At 67.4% G+C, this 13,878-nt stretch carries 15 protein-coding genes; 11 read left to right on the top strand and 4 right to left on the bottom strand.

Features of this window, described 5'->3' with window-relative positions:
- Positions 1 to 97: 97 nt before the first annotated feature.
- Positions 98 to 982, bottom strand: coding sequence for a LysR family transcriptional regulator (locus MRBLST15_RS11195; RefSeq protein WP_100462607.1), 885 nt, complete (start codon positions 980 to 982; stop codon positions 98 to 100).
- 106 nt (positions 983 to 1,088) lie between these two features.
- Between MRBLST15_RS11195 and MRBLST15_RS11190 the strand changes: the two genes are divergently transcribed.
- Positions 1,089 to 2,147 carry an NAD(P)-dependent alcohol dehydrogenase gene (locus MRBLST15_RS11190; RefSeq protein ID WP_099820958.1) on the top strand — a complete coding sequence of 353 codons (1,059 nt, stop codon included), beginning with the start codon at positions 1,089 to 1,091 and terminating at the stop codon, positions 2,145 to 2,147.
- A gap of 98 nt (positions 2,148 to 2,245) precedes the next feature.
- On the opposite strand, the gene MRBLST15_RS11185 is transcribed toward MRBLST15_RS11190, so the two are convergent.
- Entirely contained in the window at positions 2,246 to 3,610 is a 1,365-nt protein-coding gene (locus MRBLST15_RS11185) for a glutamate--cysteine ligase (RefSeq protein ID WP_312705816.1), read from the bottom strand.
- Positions 3,611 to 3,762: 152 nt separating this feature from the next.
- On the opposite strand from MRBLST15_RS11185, the gene MRBLST15_RS11180 reads away from it, so the two are divergent.
- The 3 genes from MRBLST15_RS11180 (at position 3,763) to MRBLST15_RS11170 (ending at position 6,944) form a co-directional block, all read left to right on the top strand.
- Positions 3,763 to 4,467 (top strand): VIT1/CCC1 transporter family protein, encoded by a 705-nt coding sequence (locus MRBLST15_RS11180; protein ID WP_367785928.1) that lies wholly within the window; start codon positions 3,763 to 3,765, stop codon positions 4,465 to 4,467.
- Positions 4,464 to 5,288: a helix-turn-helix transcriptional regulator gene (locus MRBLST15_RS11175; protein WP_367785927.1), complete on the top strand. Its 825-nt coding sequence runs from the start codon at positions 4,464 to 4,466 to the stop codon at positions 5,286 to 5,288. Before MRBLST15_RS11180 ends, MRBLST15_RS11175 begins: the two co-directional genes overlap by 4 nt.
- 681 nt (positions 5,289 to 5,969) lie before the next feature.
- Entirely contained in the window at positions 5,970 to 6,944 is a 975-nt protein-coding gene (locus MRBLST15_RS11170) for an MBL fold metallo-hydrolase (RefSeq protein WP_367785926.1), read from the top strand.
- Positions 6,945 to 7,062: 118 nt separating this feature from the next.
- Here the strand turns inward: MRBLST15_RS11170 and yihA are convergent, their stop codons facing one another.
- On the bottom strand, positions 7,063 to 7,665 hold the full coding sequence (yihA, locus tag MRBLST15_RS11165) for a ribosome biogenesis GTP-binding protein YihA/YsxC (RefSeq protein WP_100462756.1): 603 nt from the start codon (positions 7,663 to 7,665) through the stop codon (positions 7,063 to 7,065).
- 155 nt (positions 7,666 to 7,820) lie between these two features.
- On the opposite strand from yihA, the gene MRBLST15_RS11160 reads away from it, so the two are divergent.
- The 4 genes from MRBLST15_RS11160 (at position 7,821) to MRBLST15_RS11145 (ending at position 11,087) form a co-directional block, all read left to right on the top strand.
- Positions 7,821 to 8,618, top strand: a complete 798-nt coding sequence (locus MRBLST15_RS11160; RefSeq protein WP_099820952.1) for a c-type cytochrome — start codon at positions 7,821 to 7,823, stop codon at positions 8,616 to 8,618.
- Positions 8,619 to 8,724: 106 nt separating this feature from the next.
- Positions 8,725 to 9,375 (top strand): thiol:disulfide interchange protein DsbA/DsbL, encoded by a 651-nt coding sequence (locus MRBLST15_RS11155; protein ID WP_367785925.1) that lies wholly within the window; start codon positions 8,725 to 8,727, stop codon positions 9,373 to 9,375.
- 106 nt (positions 9,376 to 9,481) lie between these two features.
- Positions 9,482 to 10,297 carry a thiol:disulfide interchange protein DsbA/DsbL gene (locus MRBLST15_RS11150; RefSeq protein ID WP_265955608.1) on the top strand — a complete coding sequence of 272 codons (816 nt, stop codon included), beginning with the start codon at positions 9,482 to 9,484 and terminating at the stop codon, positions 10,295 to 10,297.
- Positions 10,298 to 10,349: 52 nt separating this feature from the next.
- The gene (locus MRBLST15_RS11145; protein WP_218946652.1) at positions 10,350 to 11,087 is read left to right on the top strand and encodes an endonuclease/exonuclease/phosphatase family protein; all 738 of its coding nucleotides are present in this window, start codon (positions 10,350 to 10,352) and stop codon (positions 11,085 to 11,087) included.
- Positions 11,088 to 11,178: 91 nt separating this feature from the next.
- On the opposite strand, the gene MRBLST15_RS11140 is transcribed toward MRBLST15_RS11145, so the two are convergent.
- Positions 11,179 to 12,054: an EamA family transporter gene (locus MRBLST15_RS11140; RefSeq protein WP_367785924.1), complete on the bottom strand. Its 876-nt coding sequence runs from the start codon at positions 12,052 to 12,054 to the stop codon at positions 11,179 to 11,181.
- Between the two features lie 72 nt (positions 12,055 to 12,126).
- Between MRBLST15_RS11140 and MRBLST15_RS11135 the strand changes: the two genes are divergently transcribed.
- The 3 genes from MRBLST15_RS11135 (at position 12,127) to MRBLST15_RS11125 (ending at position 13,789) form a co-directional block, all read left to right on the top strand.
- Positions 12,127 to 12,600, top strand: a complete 474-nt coding sequence (locus MRBLST15_RS11135) for an Lrp/AsnC family transcriptional regulator (RefSeq protein ID WP_165378087.1) — start codon at positions 12,127 to 12,129, stop codon at positions 12,598 to 12,600.
- A gap of 43 nt (positions 12,601 to 12,643) precedes the next feature.
- Positions 12,644 to 13,198 carry a M23 family metallopeptidase gene (locus MRBLST15_RS11130; RefSeq protein ID WP_367785923.1) on the top strand — a complete coding sequence of 185 codons (555 nt, stop codon included), beginning with the start codon at positions 12,644 to 12,646 and terminating at the stop codon, positions 13,196 to 13,198.
- A 114-nt stretch (positions 13,199 to 13,312) separates the two neighbouring features.
- Positions 13,313 to 13,789, top strand: coding sequence for a hypothetical protein (locus MRBLST15_RS11125; RefSeq protein WP_367785922.1), 477 nt, complete (start codon positions 13,313 to 13,315; stop codon positions 13,787 to 13,789).
- Positions 13,790 to 13,878: the final 89 nt, after the last annotated feature.

The following is a 13,878-nucleotide window of genomic DNA, read 5'->3' as shown; positions in this document are numbered from 1 at the left end:
CTACTGCGGAACGGCATCCACGCATCGCGGGGTCAAAAATGGGCATGCGGCGATGGTCAGTAGATCCACGCCATGCGTGGATGCGACGCACCACCATTTACTCACGCAACATGTCCACGAACGCACGCAACGCTCCAGGCATCTGCCGCTGCTTCGGGTAGTACAACGCAAACCCGGCGAACGGTTCGCTCCAGTCTTCCAGTACCGCCACCAGTCGCCCATCGTCCAGGTACGGGCGCGCGGTGTCTTCCAGCACATAGGCCAGGCCGATGCCATCGAGCACCGCGCCAACCACGGTGCCCTGCTCGCAGAGCGTCAGCCGCCCCGGTACGTCGATCTCCAGGGTCTGGCCCTCGCGCTCGAACTGCCACTTGTACAGATGGCCGCTGGCGAAGCGGAAGCGCACGCACTCATGCGCAGCCAGGTCGCGCGGATGCTGCGGTGCCGGCCGGCGTCGCAGGTACTCGGGCGAGCCGACGATCAAGCCGCGCAGCGGCGGCCCCATCGGCACCGCCACCATGTCCTCGGGCACGAACTCGTGCAGGCGCACGCCCGCGTCGTAACCCTCGGCGACGATGTCGACCAGGCCATCGTTCTCGGTCAGCTCCACCCGTACATCGGGATGCGCGTGCAGGAAACGCGCCAGCCGCGGCCCCAACTGGGTTGCCACCGCCGCCCGCGTCGCGTTGATCCGCAGCAGGCCTGCCGGAACGGCGCGGAAGTGGTTCATCTCCTCCAGCGCGTCATGCACCTGGCCCAGTGCCGGCTGCAGGCGCTCCAGCAGCCGTTGCCCTGCCTCGGTCAGTGCCACACTGCGGGTGGTCCGGTGGAACAGGCCCACCCCCAGCCGCTCCTCCAGCGCGCGGATCGCATAGCTCACCGCCGAGGTCGACAGGGCCAGTTCGGCGCCGGCGCGGCGGAAGCTGCGGTGGCGGGCGACCGCGGCGAAGGCGGCCAGGTGGGACAGGTTGTCAGTGGCCATGATTGTGCAGTCTGCCTTGATGAATCATGCCGATATATGCGCTTCTTACCTTGCGGTACGGGGCGTATTGTAAAACGCCTTTCGACAAACCCGCCAAGGATTCCCCATGTCCCTCGCCCGTGGTTACGCCGCCCATACCCATACCGACCCGCTGGTGCCCTTCGAGTTCGAGCGCCGCGCGGTCGGCCCGAACGATGTGCGCATCGAGATCCTGTACAGCGGCATCTGCCATTCCGACCTGCACCAGGCGCGCGACGACTGGGGTGGCTCGATCTACCCGATGGTGCCGGGCCACGAGATCATCGGCCGCGTTACCGAAGTCGGCAGCGAGGTCACCCGTTTCAAGGTCGGCGACCACGCCGGCGTCGGCTGCATGGTCGACTCCTGCCGCCACTGCGATGCCTGCGAACACGATCTGGAGCAGTACTGCGCCGAAGGGGCCACCTGGACCTACAACGGCCGTGAACGCGCCGACGGTGCCCCGACCTACGGCGGCTATTCCGACCACGTGGTGGTCGAGCAGCGCTTCGTGGTCAAGGTCTCCGAGACGCTGGACCTGAAGGCCGCCGCGCCGCTGCTGTGCGCGGGCATCACCACCTGGTCACCGCTGCGCCACTGGAAGGTCGGCCCGGGCCAGAAGGTCGGCGTGATCGGCCTGGGTGGGCTCGGCCACATGGGCGTGAAGTTCGCCAAGGCACTCGGCGCGCACGTGGTGATGATCACCACCACCCCGGAAAAGGGTGCCGACGCCAAGCGCCTGGGCGCGGACGAAGTACTGGTCTCGCGTGATGCCGCGCAGATGAAGGCACATGCCGGCAGCTTCGACTTCCTGCTCAACACCATCCCGGTCGGCCATGACACCAACCCGTACATGGGCCTGCTCAAGCGTGAGGCGACCATGTGCCTGGTCGGCGTGCTGACCGAACTGGACCCGCCGCTGACTGGTGGCAGCGTGATCTTTGGTCGCAAGCACCTGACCGGCTCGGCGATCGGTGGCATGGCTGAAACCCAGGAAATGATGGACTTCTGTGCCGAGCACGGCATCGTCAGCGACGTGGAGATGATCGACATCAAGAACGTCAATGAAGCCTGGGAACGCATGGCGAAGAACGATGTGCGCTACCGCTTCGTGATCGACATGGCGACGATGAACAACGCCGCCTGATCCAAGGCGGATGTGGAAACGCAAAACCCCGGCAATGCCGGGGTTTTTTCATTCCTGACGGTAGCGCCGGGCCATGCCCGGCGGTCATCCATCCCGCGTCAGTACGCGAACTCGCGGAACACCGGATCCACATCGCCGTGCCAGCGGCCATGGAACAGCGCCAGCTTGCGCTCGGCCGGAGTCAGGCCGGACTCGACGATTTCCTGCAGCACGTCCAGGAACTTGCTTTCATCCTGGCCATCGGCATTGCGCGCCGCACGGCGCTTGAGGCCTTCCACGGAAATCTTCACCGCTTCGCGCGCCAGATCGCGCACGGTGCCATTGCGGAACGGCAGGTTCATCGCATGCTTGGGCACCCCATCACGCAGCGCATGGCGTTCAACCAGGCTGAAGTCGCGCACCAGGTCCCACGCTGCATCCAGTGCGGTGTCGTCGTAGAGCAGGCCCACCCAGAAGGCCGGCAGCGCGCACAGGCGGCTCCACGGGCCACCATCGGCACCGCGCATTTCCAGGTACTTCTTCAGCCGCACTTCCGGGAACGCGGTAGTGGTGTGATCCGACCAGTCGCGCAGCGTCGGCAACGCGCCCGGCAACACCGGCAGCTTGCCCTGCATGAAATCGCGGAAGCTCTGCCCGCTCGCATCGTGGTAGATGCCGTCGCGGTAGGAGAAATACATCGGCACATCGAGCAGGTAGTCGACGTATCGCTCGTAACCGAAGCCGTCATCGAACACGAAGTCGAGCATGCCGGTACGGTCGGCGTCGGTGTCGGTCCAGATGTGCGAGCGGTAGCTGAGGTAGCCGTTCGGCTTGCCCTCGGTGAACGGCGAATCGGCGAACAGTGCGGTGGCGATCGGCTGCAGCGCCAACGACACGCGGAACTTCTTCACCATGTCCGCTTCGCTGGCGTAATCCAGGTTCACCTGCACGGTGCAGGTGCGGGTCATCATGTCCAGGCCCAGCGAACCGACTTTGGGCATGTACGAGCGCATGATCTTGTAGCGGCCCTTGGGCATCCACGGCATTTCATCGCGCGTCCACTTCGGCTGGAACCCCATGCCGAGGAAGCCCAGCTGCAGTTCGCCGGCCACCTGTGCCACCTCATTGAGGTGGGTGCCGGTTTCCACGCAGGTCTGGTGGATGGTTTCCAACGCCGCACCGGACAGCTCCAGCTGGCCCGCGGGCTCCAGCGTCACCGAGGCGCCATCACGCAGCAGGGCGATGGTGTTGCCGTTCTCCTGCACCGGGGTCCAGCCAAAACGGACCAGCCCGTTGAGCAGTGCCTCGATGCCGCGCTCGCCCTCGAAGGTCGGCGGGCGCAGGTCATCCAGGCGGAACCCGAACTTCTCGTGCTCGGTACCGATGCGCCACTGCGAACGGGGCTTCTCGCCGGAGGCGATCTCCGCCACAAGTTGCGAGCGGTCGGTAATGGGCGTATCGGCGACGTGGCTGGGGCTCGACAAGGGGGTGGCTCGCTGGACGGTGGCAGGGGATGTGGGGCTGGGAGCCTTGCATCGCAAGGGCGCACTATAGCGTGGCGGCTCGTTACGTCATGCGACGGTGACGGGTTTCAGCATCCTACCGACGCCCTCTTGACCCTCGTACACTCAGGGCCATGAGCCGCCATTCACGACATCCTGAACTGCATCGCGCCGACCGCGTCGGCTGGCTGCGCGCCGCCGTGCTGGGCGCCAACGATGGCATCGTTTCGGTGGCCGGCCTGGTGGTCGGCGTGGCCGCCAGCGGCGCCTCGGCCAACACGATCCTGGCCACCGGCGTGGCCGGCACCGTGGCCGGTGCGATGTCGATGGCCGCCGGCGAGTATGTATCGGTGCAGACCCAGGCCGATACCGAAAACGCCGATCTGGCGATGGAGAAGCGCGAGCTGCACGAAGACCCGCACAGCGAACTGGACGAGCTGACCGCGATCTATCGCCACCGCGGCCTGGAGCCGGCGTTGGCACGCCAGGTTGCCGAGCAGCTGACCGCCCACGACGCGCTGGGCGCCCATGCGCGCGACGAACTGGGCATCACCGAGGAACTGCGCGCGCGACCGTTGCAGGCTGCACTGGCTTCGGCTGGTGCCTTCACCTGTGGTGCCGCATTGCCGGTGCTGACCGCGCTGCTGGCACCGGTACAGAACGTCGCCACCGCCACGACGGTCAGCACGCTGGCCGGCCTGTGCCTGACCGGCGCGATGGCAGCCCGCGCCGGGGGTGCATCACCGATGCGCGGTGCCCTGCGCGTGATGTTCTGGGGTGCGCTGGCGATGGCAGCCGCAGCGGGCGTCGGCCGCCTGCTGGGTGCGCACGTCGTATGACCGGCATGCCCCCCACCGCCACCGCCCTGCTGGCGGAGATGGCCAGCCTGGCCGGCTGCGAACGCGCCGAAGGCTACGCCTGCATCACCGCCCGCCGCGAACACGGCGCCAGTTCGGTGGAGATACCGCAGCCGCAGTTCGCGATCCTGCTGGAAGGCCGCAAGCAGGTGCGCACCGCCCACCAGTCGCTGACCTTCGTCCCGGGCGACATCCTGCTGATCACCCAGCGTTGCCGCATCGACGTGGTCAACACACCGGACCCGCAGACCGGCCGCTACCTCAGCGCGATCGTGCCGCTGTGCACGGAAGTGCTGGCGGCGGCGCGCACGCTGTGGAACGAAGCCTTGCCGACGGCCGGACCGGCGCTGGCACGGCTGGCGTTGAGCGATCACGCCGCGGTGCTGCGCAGCTGGCGGCAGTCGTTGCAGGATGGCCGCTACAGCGAAGCGCGGCTGGCGCTGGCCACGCTGGTGCTGGCGTGGTGCCGGCAGGGCCACGGCAACCTGCTGCTGCCGCACGCACCGACGCTGGGCGAACAGATCCGCGACCGCATCGCCGCCGAGCCGGCACGCGACTGGCAATCGCGCGACGTTGAAGCACACTTCGCGCTGAGCGGTGCGACCCTGCGGCGGCGGCTGGCGGCTGAAGCCACCAGCCTGCGCCAGCTGCTGACCGAAGCGCGCCTGGCCCACGGCATGCAGCTGCTGTACACCACCGATCTGCCGCTGAAGACCGTGGCAGCGCGCGCGGGGTATCGTTCTGCAGCGAGCTTCAGCAAGCGCTTCGCCGAGCAGTACGGGCTGGCTCCTACCGACATATAGGGTTGTTCGGCAGGGCTGCGCCCTGCACCCGCAGAGGCAACGGCAACAGCCGAAGCAACAGCAACAGCGCGCATTCCGTGGGATGGCGGGGCGGTGTCGGATTGCGGGGACGCCGTAAACCCATCCCTGGGGGCTTGGCCGCGGCATCCATGCCGCGGACACCCCGCAATCCGACACCGCCCCACCTCTGACAGATTCCGGTGGCCAGTAGATCCACGCCATGCGTGGATGATTTCCTCCACGTCCATTCGATTCATTTCGATGATTGCGAATTGAATTCGAAGAGCATCCACCCATGGCGTTGATCTACGTGTCGACCAAGGTCGACACCCACCAAGAGCAGGTCATGCCATCCCAACAGATCGCGGGAATCTGTCGAAGGCGGGGTGGGTCCGGTTGCGGGGGCGTGAGCCGCATGGATGCGGCGACCGAGCTTACATGGACGTACTTGCAGCGTCCCCCGCAACTGGACCCACCCCGCCTCCCCACAGAAAGCCCGCTTCTGCTGTTGCTTCGGCCGCTGCCGTTGCTTTGGCCGTCCGCTGCCTCTGCGGGTGCAGGGCGCAGCCCTGCCGATAACCCCCTTGAGCATTCCGCGCAGTGGTTTGAGCGCCGCACGCACGCGCAACGCGGCACGCTGTGCGCACTGGGCCTGCCCATCACTCATCGAGAAGAACCACCATGACCCTGCGCCATCTGCCACTGCGCGCCGCCCTGCTGCTGGCCCTGTCCTCCCTGCCGCTGGCCGCGCTGGCCGAAGCCACCTCGCCCGCTCCCACCCAACAGGTGCCGGGTGTGCAGCACCAGCGCATCGGTGCGCTGCAGGTCACCGCCCTGTTCGACGGCGTGGTCGCGCTGGGCCGGCAGGAAGTGGTGGATGTGCCGCCAACGCTGGTCAGCCGCCTGCTCGAAGGCCGCTACGTGCCTGAAGACAAAAAAGGTCTGCAGACCGCGATCAACGCGTTCCTGGTGCGCCAGGGCAAGCACCTGACCCTGGTTGATGCCGGCACTGCGCAGTGCTTCGGCCCTGACCAGGGCCAGGTGCTGGGCAACCTGCGCGCGGCGGGCGTGGACCCGGCCGAGATCGATGAGGTGCTGCTGACCCACGCCCATCCCGATCACCTGTGCGGCATCCTCGATGCACACGGCAAGCCGGCCTATCCGAATGCGACGGTGTGGTTGTCCAAGGCCGATGCCCGCTACTGGCTCGACCCGGCCAGCGAAGCCACGGCGCCGCAAGGCGTGCGCTTCGCCTTCGCGCTGGCACGCAATGCGGTGGCGCCGTACCAGGCCGCCGGTCGCCTGCACACCTTCCAGCCTGGCGACACCCTGCCGGGCCACGCGGTGGCGATGGATACCCACGGCCACACGCCGGGGCACGTGTCCTATCGCTTCGACAGTCAGGGGCAGTCACTGCTGGTGTGGGGCGATGTGCTGCATTTTCACGCGGTGCAGTTCGCGCACCCGGAAGCGGCATTCGAGGCCGATTCGGACCGCAAGGCGGCTACCGCTGCACGTCGTGGGATATTGCAGGAAGCCACCGCCAAGGGCTGGTGGGTCGCCGGCGCACACCTGCCCTTCCCCGGGCTGGGTCACGTGCGCAGCGAAGGCAAGGCCTATGCGTGGGTGCCGGCGGAGTTCTCGCCGTTGAAATGACCCCGTGTAGAGCCGAGCCCATGCTCGGCCATCAGGGTCTCGCCGCGCCAGGCGCGGCAGCCGAGCGGGGGCTCGGCTCTACAAAAGTGTCGCCGGGCAAGGCCCGGCGCCCTGTTCCTTATTCCAGCCCCAGCCAGCCGCCGATGATGCCGCGGGCTTCATCCACGCCGGTACGGGCGGCGCCGGAGAACACCTGCACGCTCACCGTATCGCCGAACGACGAATGCAGTTCCTTGCGCACTTTCTGCAGGGTCTGCATCTGCTGGCTGCGGCTCAGCTTGTCGGCCTTGGTCAGCAGCGCATGCGCCGGCAGGCCACGCTGCACGGCGTAGGCCAGCATCTGCCGGTCGTAGTCCTTCAGCGGATGGCGGATGTCCATCACCACCACCAGGCCCTTCAAGGCCTCGCGGGTACGGAAGTAACGGTCGATGAAGGCCTGCCAGTGCGCCTGCAGGTCCAGCGGCACCTTCGCGTAGCCGTAACCGGGCAGATCGACCAGATGGGCGTCCGGGGTGACCTGGAAGAACACCAGCTGCTGGGTGCGGCCAGGCGTCTTGGAGACCCGGGCCAGGCTGTTCTGGCGGGTCAGCGCGTTGAGCGCGCTGGACTTGCCGGCGTTGGAGCGACCTGCAAAGGCCACTTCGGAACCTTCATCGGGCGGCAGCTGCCCCATGTTGTGGGCAGAGAGGTGGTATTGGGCGCGTTCGATGAGCAATGACATGTGCATAGGATCGCATGTTGCGGCGCCGCGCGCCCGGCCGGTGGGCCTCCGCCGGGAAAATGCTGCACTGCTGCGTTGACCGTGTACGGAAACGGCGTTGATAATCCGGGCGATGCCGGCCGCCGCCGCCCGGCCGGTCCATACGGAGCTTCAGCATGCGCCACGCTCGCGTTCTTGCCGTATCCGCCCTTGCTACTGCCGTTGTTGCCGCTGCTGCCTTCGCGCAGACCACGCTGACCCCGCTGCCCGACAACGGCCCGATCAGGACCGCCTCGCTGGAGGTGGATTTCAGCAAGACCACCTGGGGCGATGCCAAGGCCGGCCAGACCAAGGCCACCGCGTGTGCCGCCTGTCATGGTGCCGATGGCAATTCCACGGTGGAGATGTATCCCAGCATCGCCGGCCAGAGCGAGCGCTACGTCGCCCAGCAGATGGCCCTGATCGCCAATGGCCAGCGCAGTTCCGGCGCCGCCGTGGCGATGGTGCCGTTCGTGCAGAACCTCACCCCGCAGGACATGCGCGATATCGGTGCATTCTTCGCCACCCAGAAGGCCAACGCCGGCATCGCCGACGACACCCTGGTGGCCGAGGGCCCGTACAAGGGCATGAAGTTCTACCAGATCGGCCAGCAGCTCTACCGCGGCGGCGACGCCCAGCGCGGGCTGCCGGCCTGCATGGCCTGCCACGGCCCCAGCGGCGCCGGCAACCCCGGACCGGCCTACCCGCACATCGGCGGTCAGCACGCCAGCTATGTCGCCCGGCGCCTGCAGGAATACCAGGCAGGACAGACCAATGAGACCGACAAGGCGCACTTCCAGATCATGGCCACGGTGGCGCAGAAGCTGACCGAGCAGGAGGTGCAGGCCCTTTCCAGCTACCTGCAGGGCCTGCACAACAAGGCCGACGATCTCGCCGCCGAAGGCGCTTCGACGCGACCGGCCGCCGCCCCCTGACCGCCACTGGTCGGCGCGGGTCGCCACGACGGCCCGTCGCTGCGGTATGTTTCCTTCACGCCGGCGGCTGCGCCGGCGTTGTCATTTTCAACGGAGATGCGTGTCGATGAGGTTGATTCCCCGCCTTCTGCTGTCCCTGCTGGTGCTGCTGCCGTTGGCGGCCTGCGCCGCCACCCCCACCAACGCCCCGCTGGTCGAAGGCAAAGACTACGAGCGCATCGCCCAGCCTGGCCCGTTCCAGCCGCTGGCCGGCAAGATCGAAGTGGTCGAGGTCTTCGGCTACACCTGCCCGCACTGCGCCCATTTCGAACCGCAGCTGGCCACCTGGGCCGCCAAGCTGCCGGCCGACGTGCGCTTCACCCCGGTCCCGGCCGCCTTCGGCGGTGCCTGGGATGCCTGGGCCCTGGCCTACTACGCCGCCGACGAAGTGGGTGTGGCCAAGCGCAGCCACGCCGCCGTGTTCAAGGCCCTGCACGATGACGGCACGCTGCCGATGCAGAACGTCTCGGCCGATGAGCTCGCCAACTTCTACAAGGCCTACGGCGTGACCCCGGAGCGCTACACCCAGGCCCTGCGCGGCGAGGCGGTGCAGAAGAAGGTCGATGCCGCCCGTGCCTTCGCCCAGCGCACCCAGGTGCCGGGCACCCCGGCCATCATCATCAACGGCCAGTACCTGGTGCGTGGCAAGAGCTTCGACGACCAGCTGCGCATCGCCTCGGCGCTGATCGCCCAGGCCCGCGCCACCCGCGGCCGCTGAACCAACTCACACCATCGACACGGCGCTGTCGCCGCCGCATGTCATCATTTCCCTCTGGCCGGCGCCTGACGCCGGCCCCACCTTTCCAGATGCTGGAGACGTTTCCATGAAGACCCGTTTCGCCGCCCTCGCCCTCGCAGCGCTGCTGCCGATCCTGGCGGCCTGCAAGGCCGATGACGGCACCACCAACACCTCCGCCCCGGCAGAACCGGCCGCGACCCCGGCCAGCACCGAACCGGCCGCGCCGGCCGCAGGCAGCGAAGCCGCTGCACCGGCTGCCGAGGGTGACAAGACCGCCGCCAGCGCCGCACCTGCCCCGACCACCGCCGCGCTGACCGGCCCGGCTCCGGTGGAAGGCGCCGACTACCAGCTGATCCCGAACGGCCAGCCGTTCCAGCCGGCGGCCGGCAAGGTCGAAGTGGTCGAGATCTTCGGTTACGTCTGCCCGGCCTGCGCCGCGTTCCAGCCGCTGGTCGGCCCGTGGAAGGCTGGCCTGCCGAGCGATGTGAACTTCGTCTACGTGCCGGCCATGTTCGGCGGCACCTGGGACAACTACGCCCGTGCCTTCTACGCCGCACAGACCCTGGGCGTGCAGGAGAAGACCCACGAAGCGCTGTACTCGGCCATCCACTCGCAGAAGACCCTGAAGGGCGAGCGCGGTGCTGATTCGGTCGAAGACATCGCCAAGTTCTACGGTGCCTACGGCGTGGATCCGAAGCAGTTCGCCGCCACCATGGGCAGCTTCGCGGTCAATGCCAAGACCAACTCGGCCAAGCAGTTCGCCCAGCGCAGCCAGATCAGCGGCACCCCGTCGATCATCGTCAACGGCAAGTACCTGGTGAAGGGCAAGAGCTTCCCGGACATGCTGCGCATTGCCGACCACCTGATCGCCCGCGAACGCGGTGCGGCCCAGGCTCACTGATCAAAGAGACGTTTTCCCGGCCGTGACTTCCCCCACAACACGGACCCTGCGCTTGCTGACGGCCAACATCCAGGCCGGCTCGAGTACCCGCCGCTACAGCGACTATGTGACCCGCAGCTGGTCACATGCGCTGCCGGCGGGTCGCAAGCGCAGCAGCCTTGACGCGATTGCCACTTTGGCGCGCGGTCATGACATCGTCGGCCTGCAGGAGGCCGACCCCGGCAGCCTGCGCTCGGGCTTCACCAACCAGACCCATTACCTGGCCCAGCGCGCAGGCTTCAATTACTGGAGCCACCAGCCGAACCGGCGCATGGGCGGCGTCGCCTCCAGCGCTAATGGTCTGCTGAGCAAGCTGGAACCGGTGGAAGTGCAGGACCACGCGCTGCCCGGCCGCATCGGCGGGCGCGGCGTGCTGCTGGCCAAGTTCGGCGATGGTCGCGATGGCCTGGCGGTGGCGGTGGCGCATCTGTCGCTGGGCGCAGGCTCGCGGATGGCCCAGCTCGGTTTCATCGCCGAGCTGTTGTCGGACCATCCCAATGCAGTGCTGATGGGCGATTTCAACTGCCTGGCCGAACGGCCGGAAATGCAGGTGCTGTACCAGAAGACCCGCCTGCAGCCGCCGGGCTGCATCGTGCCGACCTTCCCCAGCTGGCGTCCCGACCGCGCCATCGACCACATCCTGGTCAGCAGCGGCCTGCAGACCCGCAACGTGGAAGCGGTACCGGCTGCGTTCTCCGACCATCTCGCCCTGGCGATGGCGATCGACGTCCCCGCCGACGCGCTGCGCTGACGCTTCTGGTAGGTGCCCACCTCGGTTGGCACGCTGATCCGGTGGGTGCGGACCGTTGGTCCGCACGCTCTCCGCCGGGCATGGCCCGGCGCTACCCCGCCTGCACCACCGGCACCTTCAACCGCCTTGCCGTCATCGTGCTGCCCACCGAGGCCAGCACCGTGCAGCCGATCGCCAGCCACTGCAGGCCATGCAGGTGCTCGTGCAGCAACAGCATCGCCCACAGCGCGGCCACCGCCGGTTCCATGCTGATCAGGATCCCGAAGGTCTCCTTCGGCAGGCGCTTGAGCGCCATCATCTCCAGTGACATCGGGATCGCGCTGGACACCAGCGCCACCACCAGCCCGGCCAGCAGGATCTTCGGCTCCAGCAACGCCGCGCCGGCATGCACCACGCCCACCGGCACCACCACCAGCGACGCAGCCAGCAGCCCCAGCGACACAGAATGCCCCGCGTGCAGGTGGCCGGCGCGCTTGCCGAACACGATGTACAGGCCCCAGCAGGCCGCCGCGCCCATGGCGTACAGCACGCCCACCGAGTCCAGTGCCGGGCCGCCGCCGATCGGCAGCAGCAACAGCAGCCCGACCGCCGCACAGCCCACCCAGAGGAAATCGATCGGCCGTCGCGACGACAGCATGGCCACCGTCAACGGGCCGGTGAATTCGATGGCCACCGCGATGCCGAACGGGATCGTCCGCAAGGCCATGTAGAACAACAGGTTCATCAGGCCCAGGGTCAGGCCGTAACGCAGGATCGTTATCGCATCCACGCGGCTGGTCTTCCAGCGCCATGGCCGCCAGAACAGCAGCAGCAACAGCGCCGAGAAGCCTACGCGCAGCGCGCTGGTGCCCTGCGCACCGATCAACGGAAACAGCTGCTTGGCGTAGGAGGTACCGATCGCCAGTGACGTGACCGAGCCGAGCACCGCCAGCGCCGGCAACATCGGCGCGATTCGAGAAGTCTGCATGCCGCCAGTCTATTGCGCCGGCGGCGAGCACTTGGCTCAATTGACGGCCCGTCCGTGCAACTTCTGCTCACCATGGCCACCGCCCCCGTGCTGGACAGCTTCGACCGCGCCATCCTCGCCCTGCTGCAGCAGGACAACACCCTGCCGCAGCGGCAGATCGCCGAAGCCGTGCACCTGTCGACCCCGGCCGTGCAGCGACGGATCAAGCGCCTGCAGGACAGCGGCGTGATCGCCGCCAATGTGGCCGTGATCGATGCCGCGAAGATCGGCCGGCCGCTGACCATCATCGTCGAGGTGCGCGTGGTCAGCGAGCAGCGCGAAAAGGTCGCCCCGTTCCGCCGCCGCGTGCAGGACGATCCTGCCGTGCAGCAGTGCTACTCGATCACCGGCGACGGCGATTTCCTGCTGCTGCTCTCGGCGGCATCGATGGAAGAGTACGAGGCGATCACCGAGCGGTTGTTCGGTGCCGATGACAACATCGAGCGCTTCCGTACGTCGGTGGCGCTGGGCACGTTGAAGCGTGGCTTCGACGTGCCGTTGTCATAGCGTAGATGCGTTCGAGCATGGCCTGCTCCTACACTGGCAACGCATGAATACCCCTGCCCCCTCCAATGCCAGACGCCTGCGCCGCTGGCTGCTGCGTGGCGCCATTCTGCTGATCCTGGTCATCGCGGCGATGGCCCTCTGGAACAGCCCGTGGGCCGCCGCACCGAAGATGCTGTGGACACTCTCGCGCATGCCGCCAGCCACACAGCTGCCGGTGCCGGTGGACGGCGTTCGCCCGCGCCAGATCGCCGATACCTTCGGTGCGCCGCGCGGTCGCGACCGCAGCCATGCCGGTATCGACATCTTCGGCAAGCGCGGCACGCCGGTGCGCAGTGCTACCCCCGGTGTTGTCGCCGACATCCGCGACAGCGGCCTCGGTGGCCGCCAGGTCTGGGTCATCGGCCCGGGGCGAGAGCGCTACTACTACGCACACCTGGAAGACTGGGCCGATGGCCTGGCGCGCGGCCAGGTGGTGCAACCCGGCGACCTGCTCGGCCATGTCGGCGACAGCGGCAACGCCCAGGGCACGCCGCCCCATCTGCATTGGGGCATCTACGGGAAAGACGGGGCTCGCGATCCGCTGCCGCTGCTGCGCTGAGCTGAGCTGCCTCGCAGAGTCACACGTTGCCGACCGCTGCCAGGCAGTTCTGCAAGCTCGACTCTTCACCTGCATGCCCCCATCATCAACCGCAGTGACAGGGAGAGCACGTCGATGGCCGCACTTGGTCGCACCCCGCTGCTGATCACCATCATGCTGCTGGCCACGGGCTGCAGCACGCTGCAGGCGCCGCGCGAGCCGATATGCGCGCAGATGCTCGCCTTCGCCAACAGCACGCCGGTAGGCGCCAGCCAGTCGATCGAACTGGTTACTGATTGGAACACCTGGAGCAAGGGCTGCACGCACGAGGGCAATCCGGCTGGCAAGCGCTTCTGCGATTGGCTGCTTGCCCATTCCTCCACCGAATTCGCCTCGGCCAACATCCGCAGCGCGATGGCCTGCCTGGACCCCGGTGCCCGCTATGCCGGACCGGTGCGTACCACGCCCGAGTACCTGACCGGCAAGATCCATGTGTCCGACATCCGTGGGCTCGAGCGGAACGTGATGATCACCATCGAATATGCCGACGGCATCGAGGGCCAATTGCCGCGCCTGAACATCCTTGCTGAACGCCTGACTCCCGACGAATAGCCCTATCGCGCGGAACGCAGGCACAGCCGCTGGCTATTTGTAAATGGAAACAATTCCCATTACGATATTGGCGTTTTCCGGGCAGCCAG

It is taken from the genome of Stenotrophomonas sp. LST15-1-1.1, assembly GCF_040815575.1.
Lineage (GTDB): Bacteria > Pseudomonadota > Gammaproteobacteria > Xanthomonadales > Xanthomonadaceae > Stenotrophomonas > Stenotrophomonas lactitubi_B.
The sequence above is the reverse complement of the archived record's forward strand: the minus strand, read 5'-3'. Positions and strand labels throughout refer to the sequence as shown.

Coding starts and splice junctions, on each gene's coding strand:
- yihA (WP_100462756.1), bottom strand. CDS start 7,665: ATGTCATTGCTCATCGAACGCGCCCAATACCACCTCTCTGCCCACAAC.
- MRBLST15_RS11160 (WP_099820952.1), top strand. CDS start 7,821: ATGCGCCACGCTCGCGTTCTTGCCGTATCCGCCCTTGCTACTGCCGTT.
- MRBLST15_RS11140 (WP_367785924.1), bottom strand. CDS start 12,054: ATGCAGACTTCTCGAATCGCGCCGATGTTGCCGGCGCTGGCGGTGCTC.
- MRBLST15_RS11195 (WP_100462607.1), bottom strand. CDS start 982: ATGGCCACTGACAACCTGTCCCACCTGGCCGCCTTCGCCGCGGTCGCC.
- MRBLST15_RS11175 (WP_367785927.1), top strand. CDS start 4,464: ATGACCGGCATGCCCCCCACCGCCACCGCCCTGCTGGCGGAGATGGCC.
- MRBLST15_RS11135 (WP_165378087.1), top strand. CDS start 12,127: ATGGCCACCGCCCCCGTGCTGGACAGCTTCGACCGCGCCATCCTCGCC.
- MRBLST15_RS11190 (WP_099820958.1), top strand. CDS start 1,089: ATGTCCCTCGCCCGTGGTTACGCCGCCCATACCCATACCGACCCGCTG.
- MRBLST15_RS11125 (WP_367785922.1), top strand. CDS start 13,313: ATGGCCGCACTTGGTCGCACCCCGCTGCTGATCACCATCATGCTGCTG.
- MRBLST15_RS11155 (WP_367785925.1), top strand. CDS start 8,725: ATGAGGTTGATTCCCCGCCTTCTGCTGTCCCTGCTGGTGCTGCTGCCG.
- MRBLST15_RS11180 (WP_367785928.1), top strand. CDS start 3,763: ATGAGCCGCCATTCACGACATCCTGAACTGCATCGCGCCGACCGCGTC.
- MRBLST15_RS11170 (WP_367785926.1), top strand. CDS start 5,970: ATGACCCTGCGCCATCTGCCACTGCGCGCCGCCCTGCTGCTGGCCCTG.
- MRBLST15_RS11150 (WP_265955608.1), top strand. CDS start 9,482: ATGAAGACCCGTTTCGCCGCCCTCGCCCTCGCAGCGCTGCTGCCGATC.
- MRBLST15_RS11130 (WP_367785923.1), top strand. CDS start 12,644: ATGAATACCCCTGCCCCCTCCAATGCCAGACGCCTGCGCCGCTGGCTG.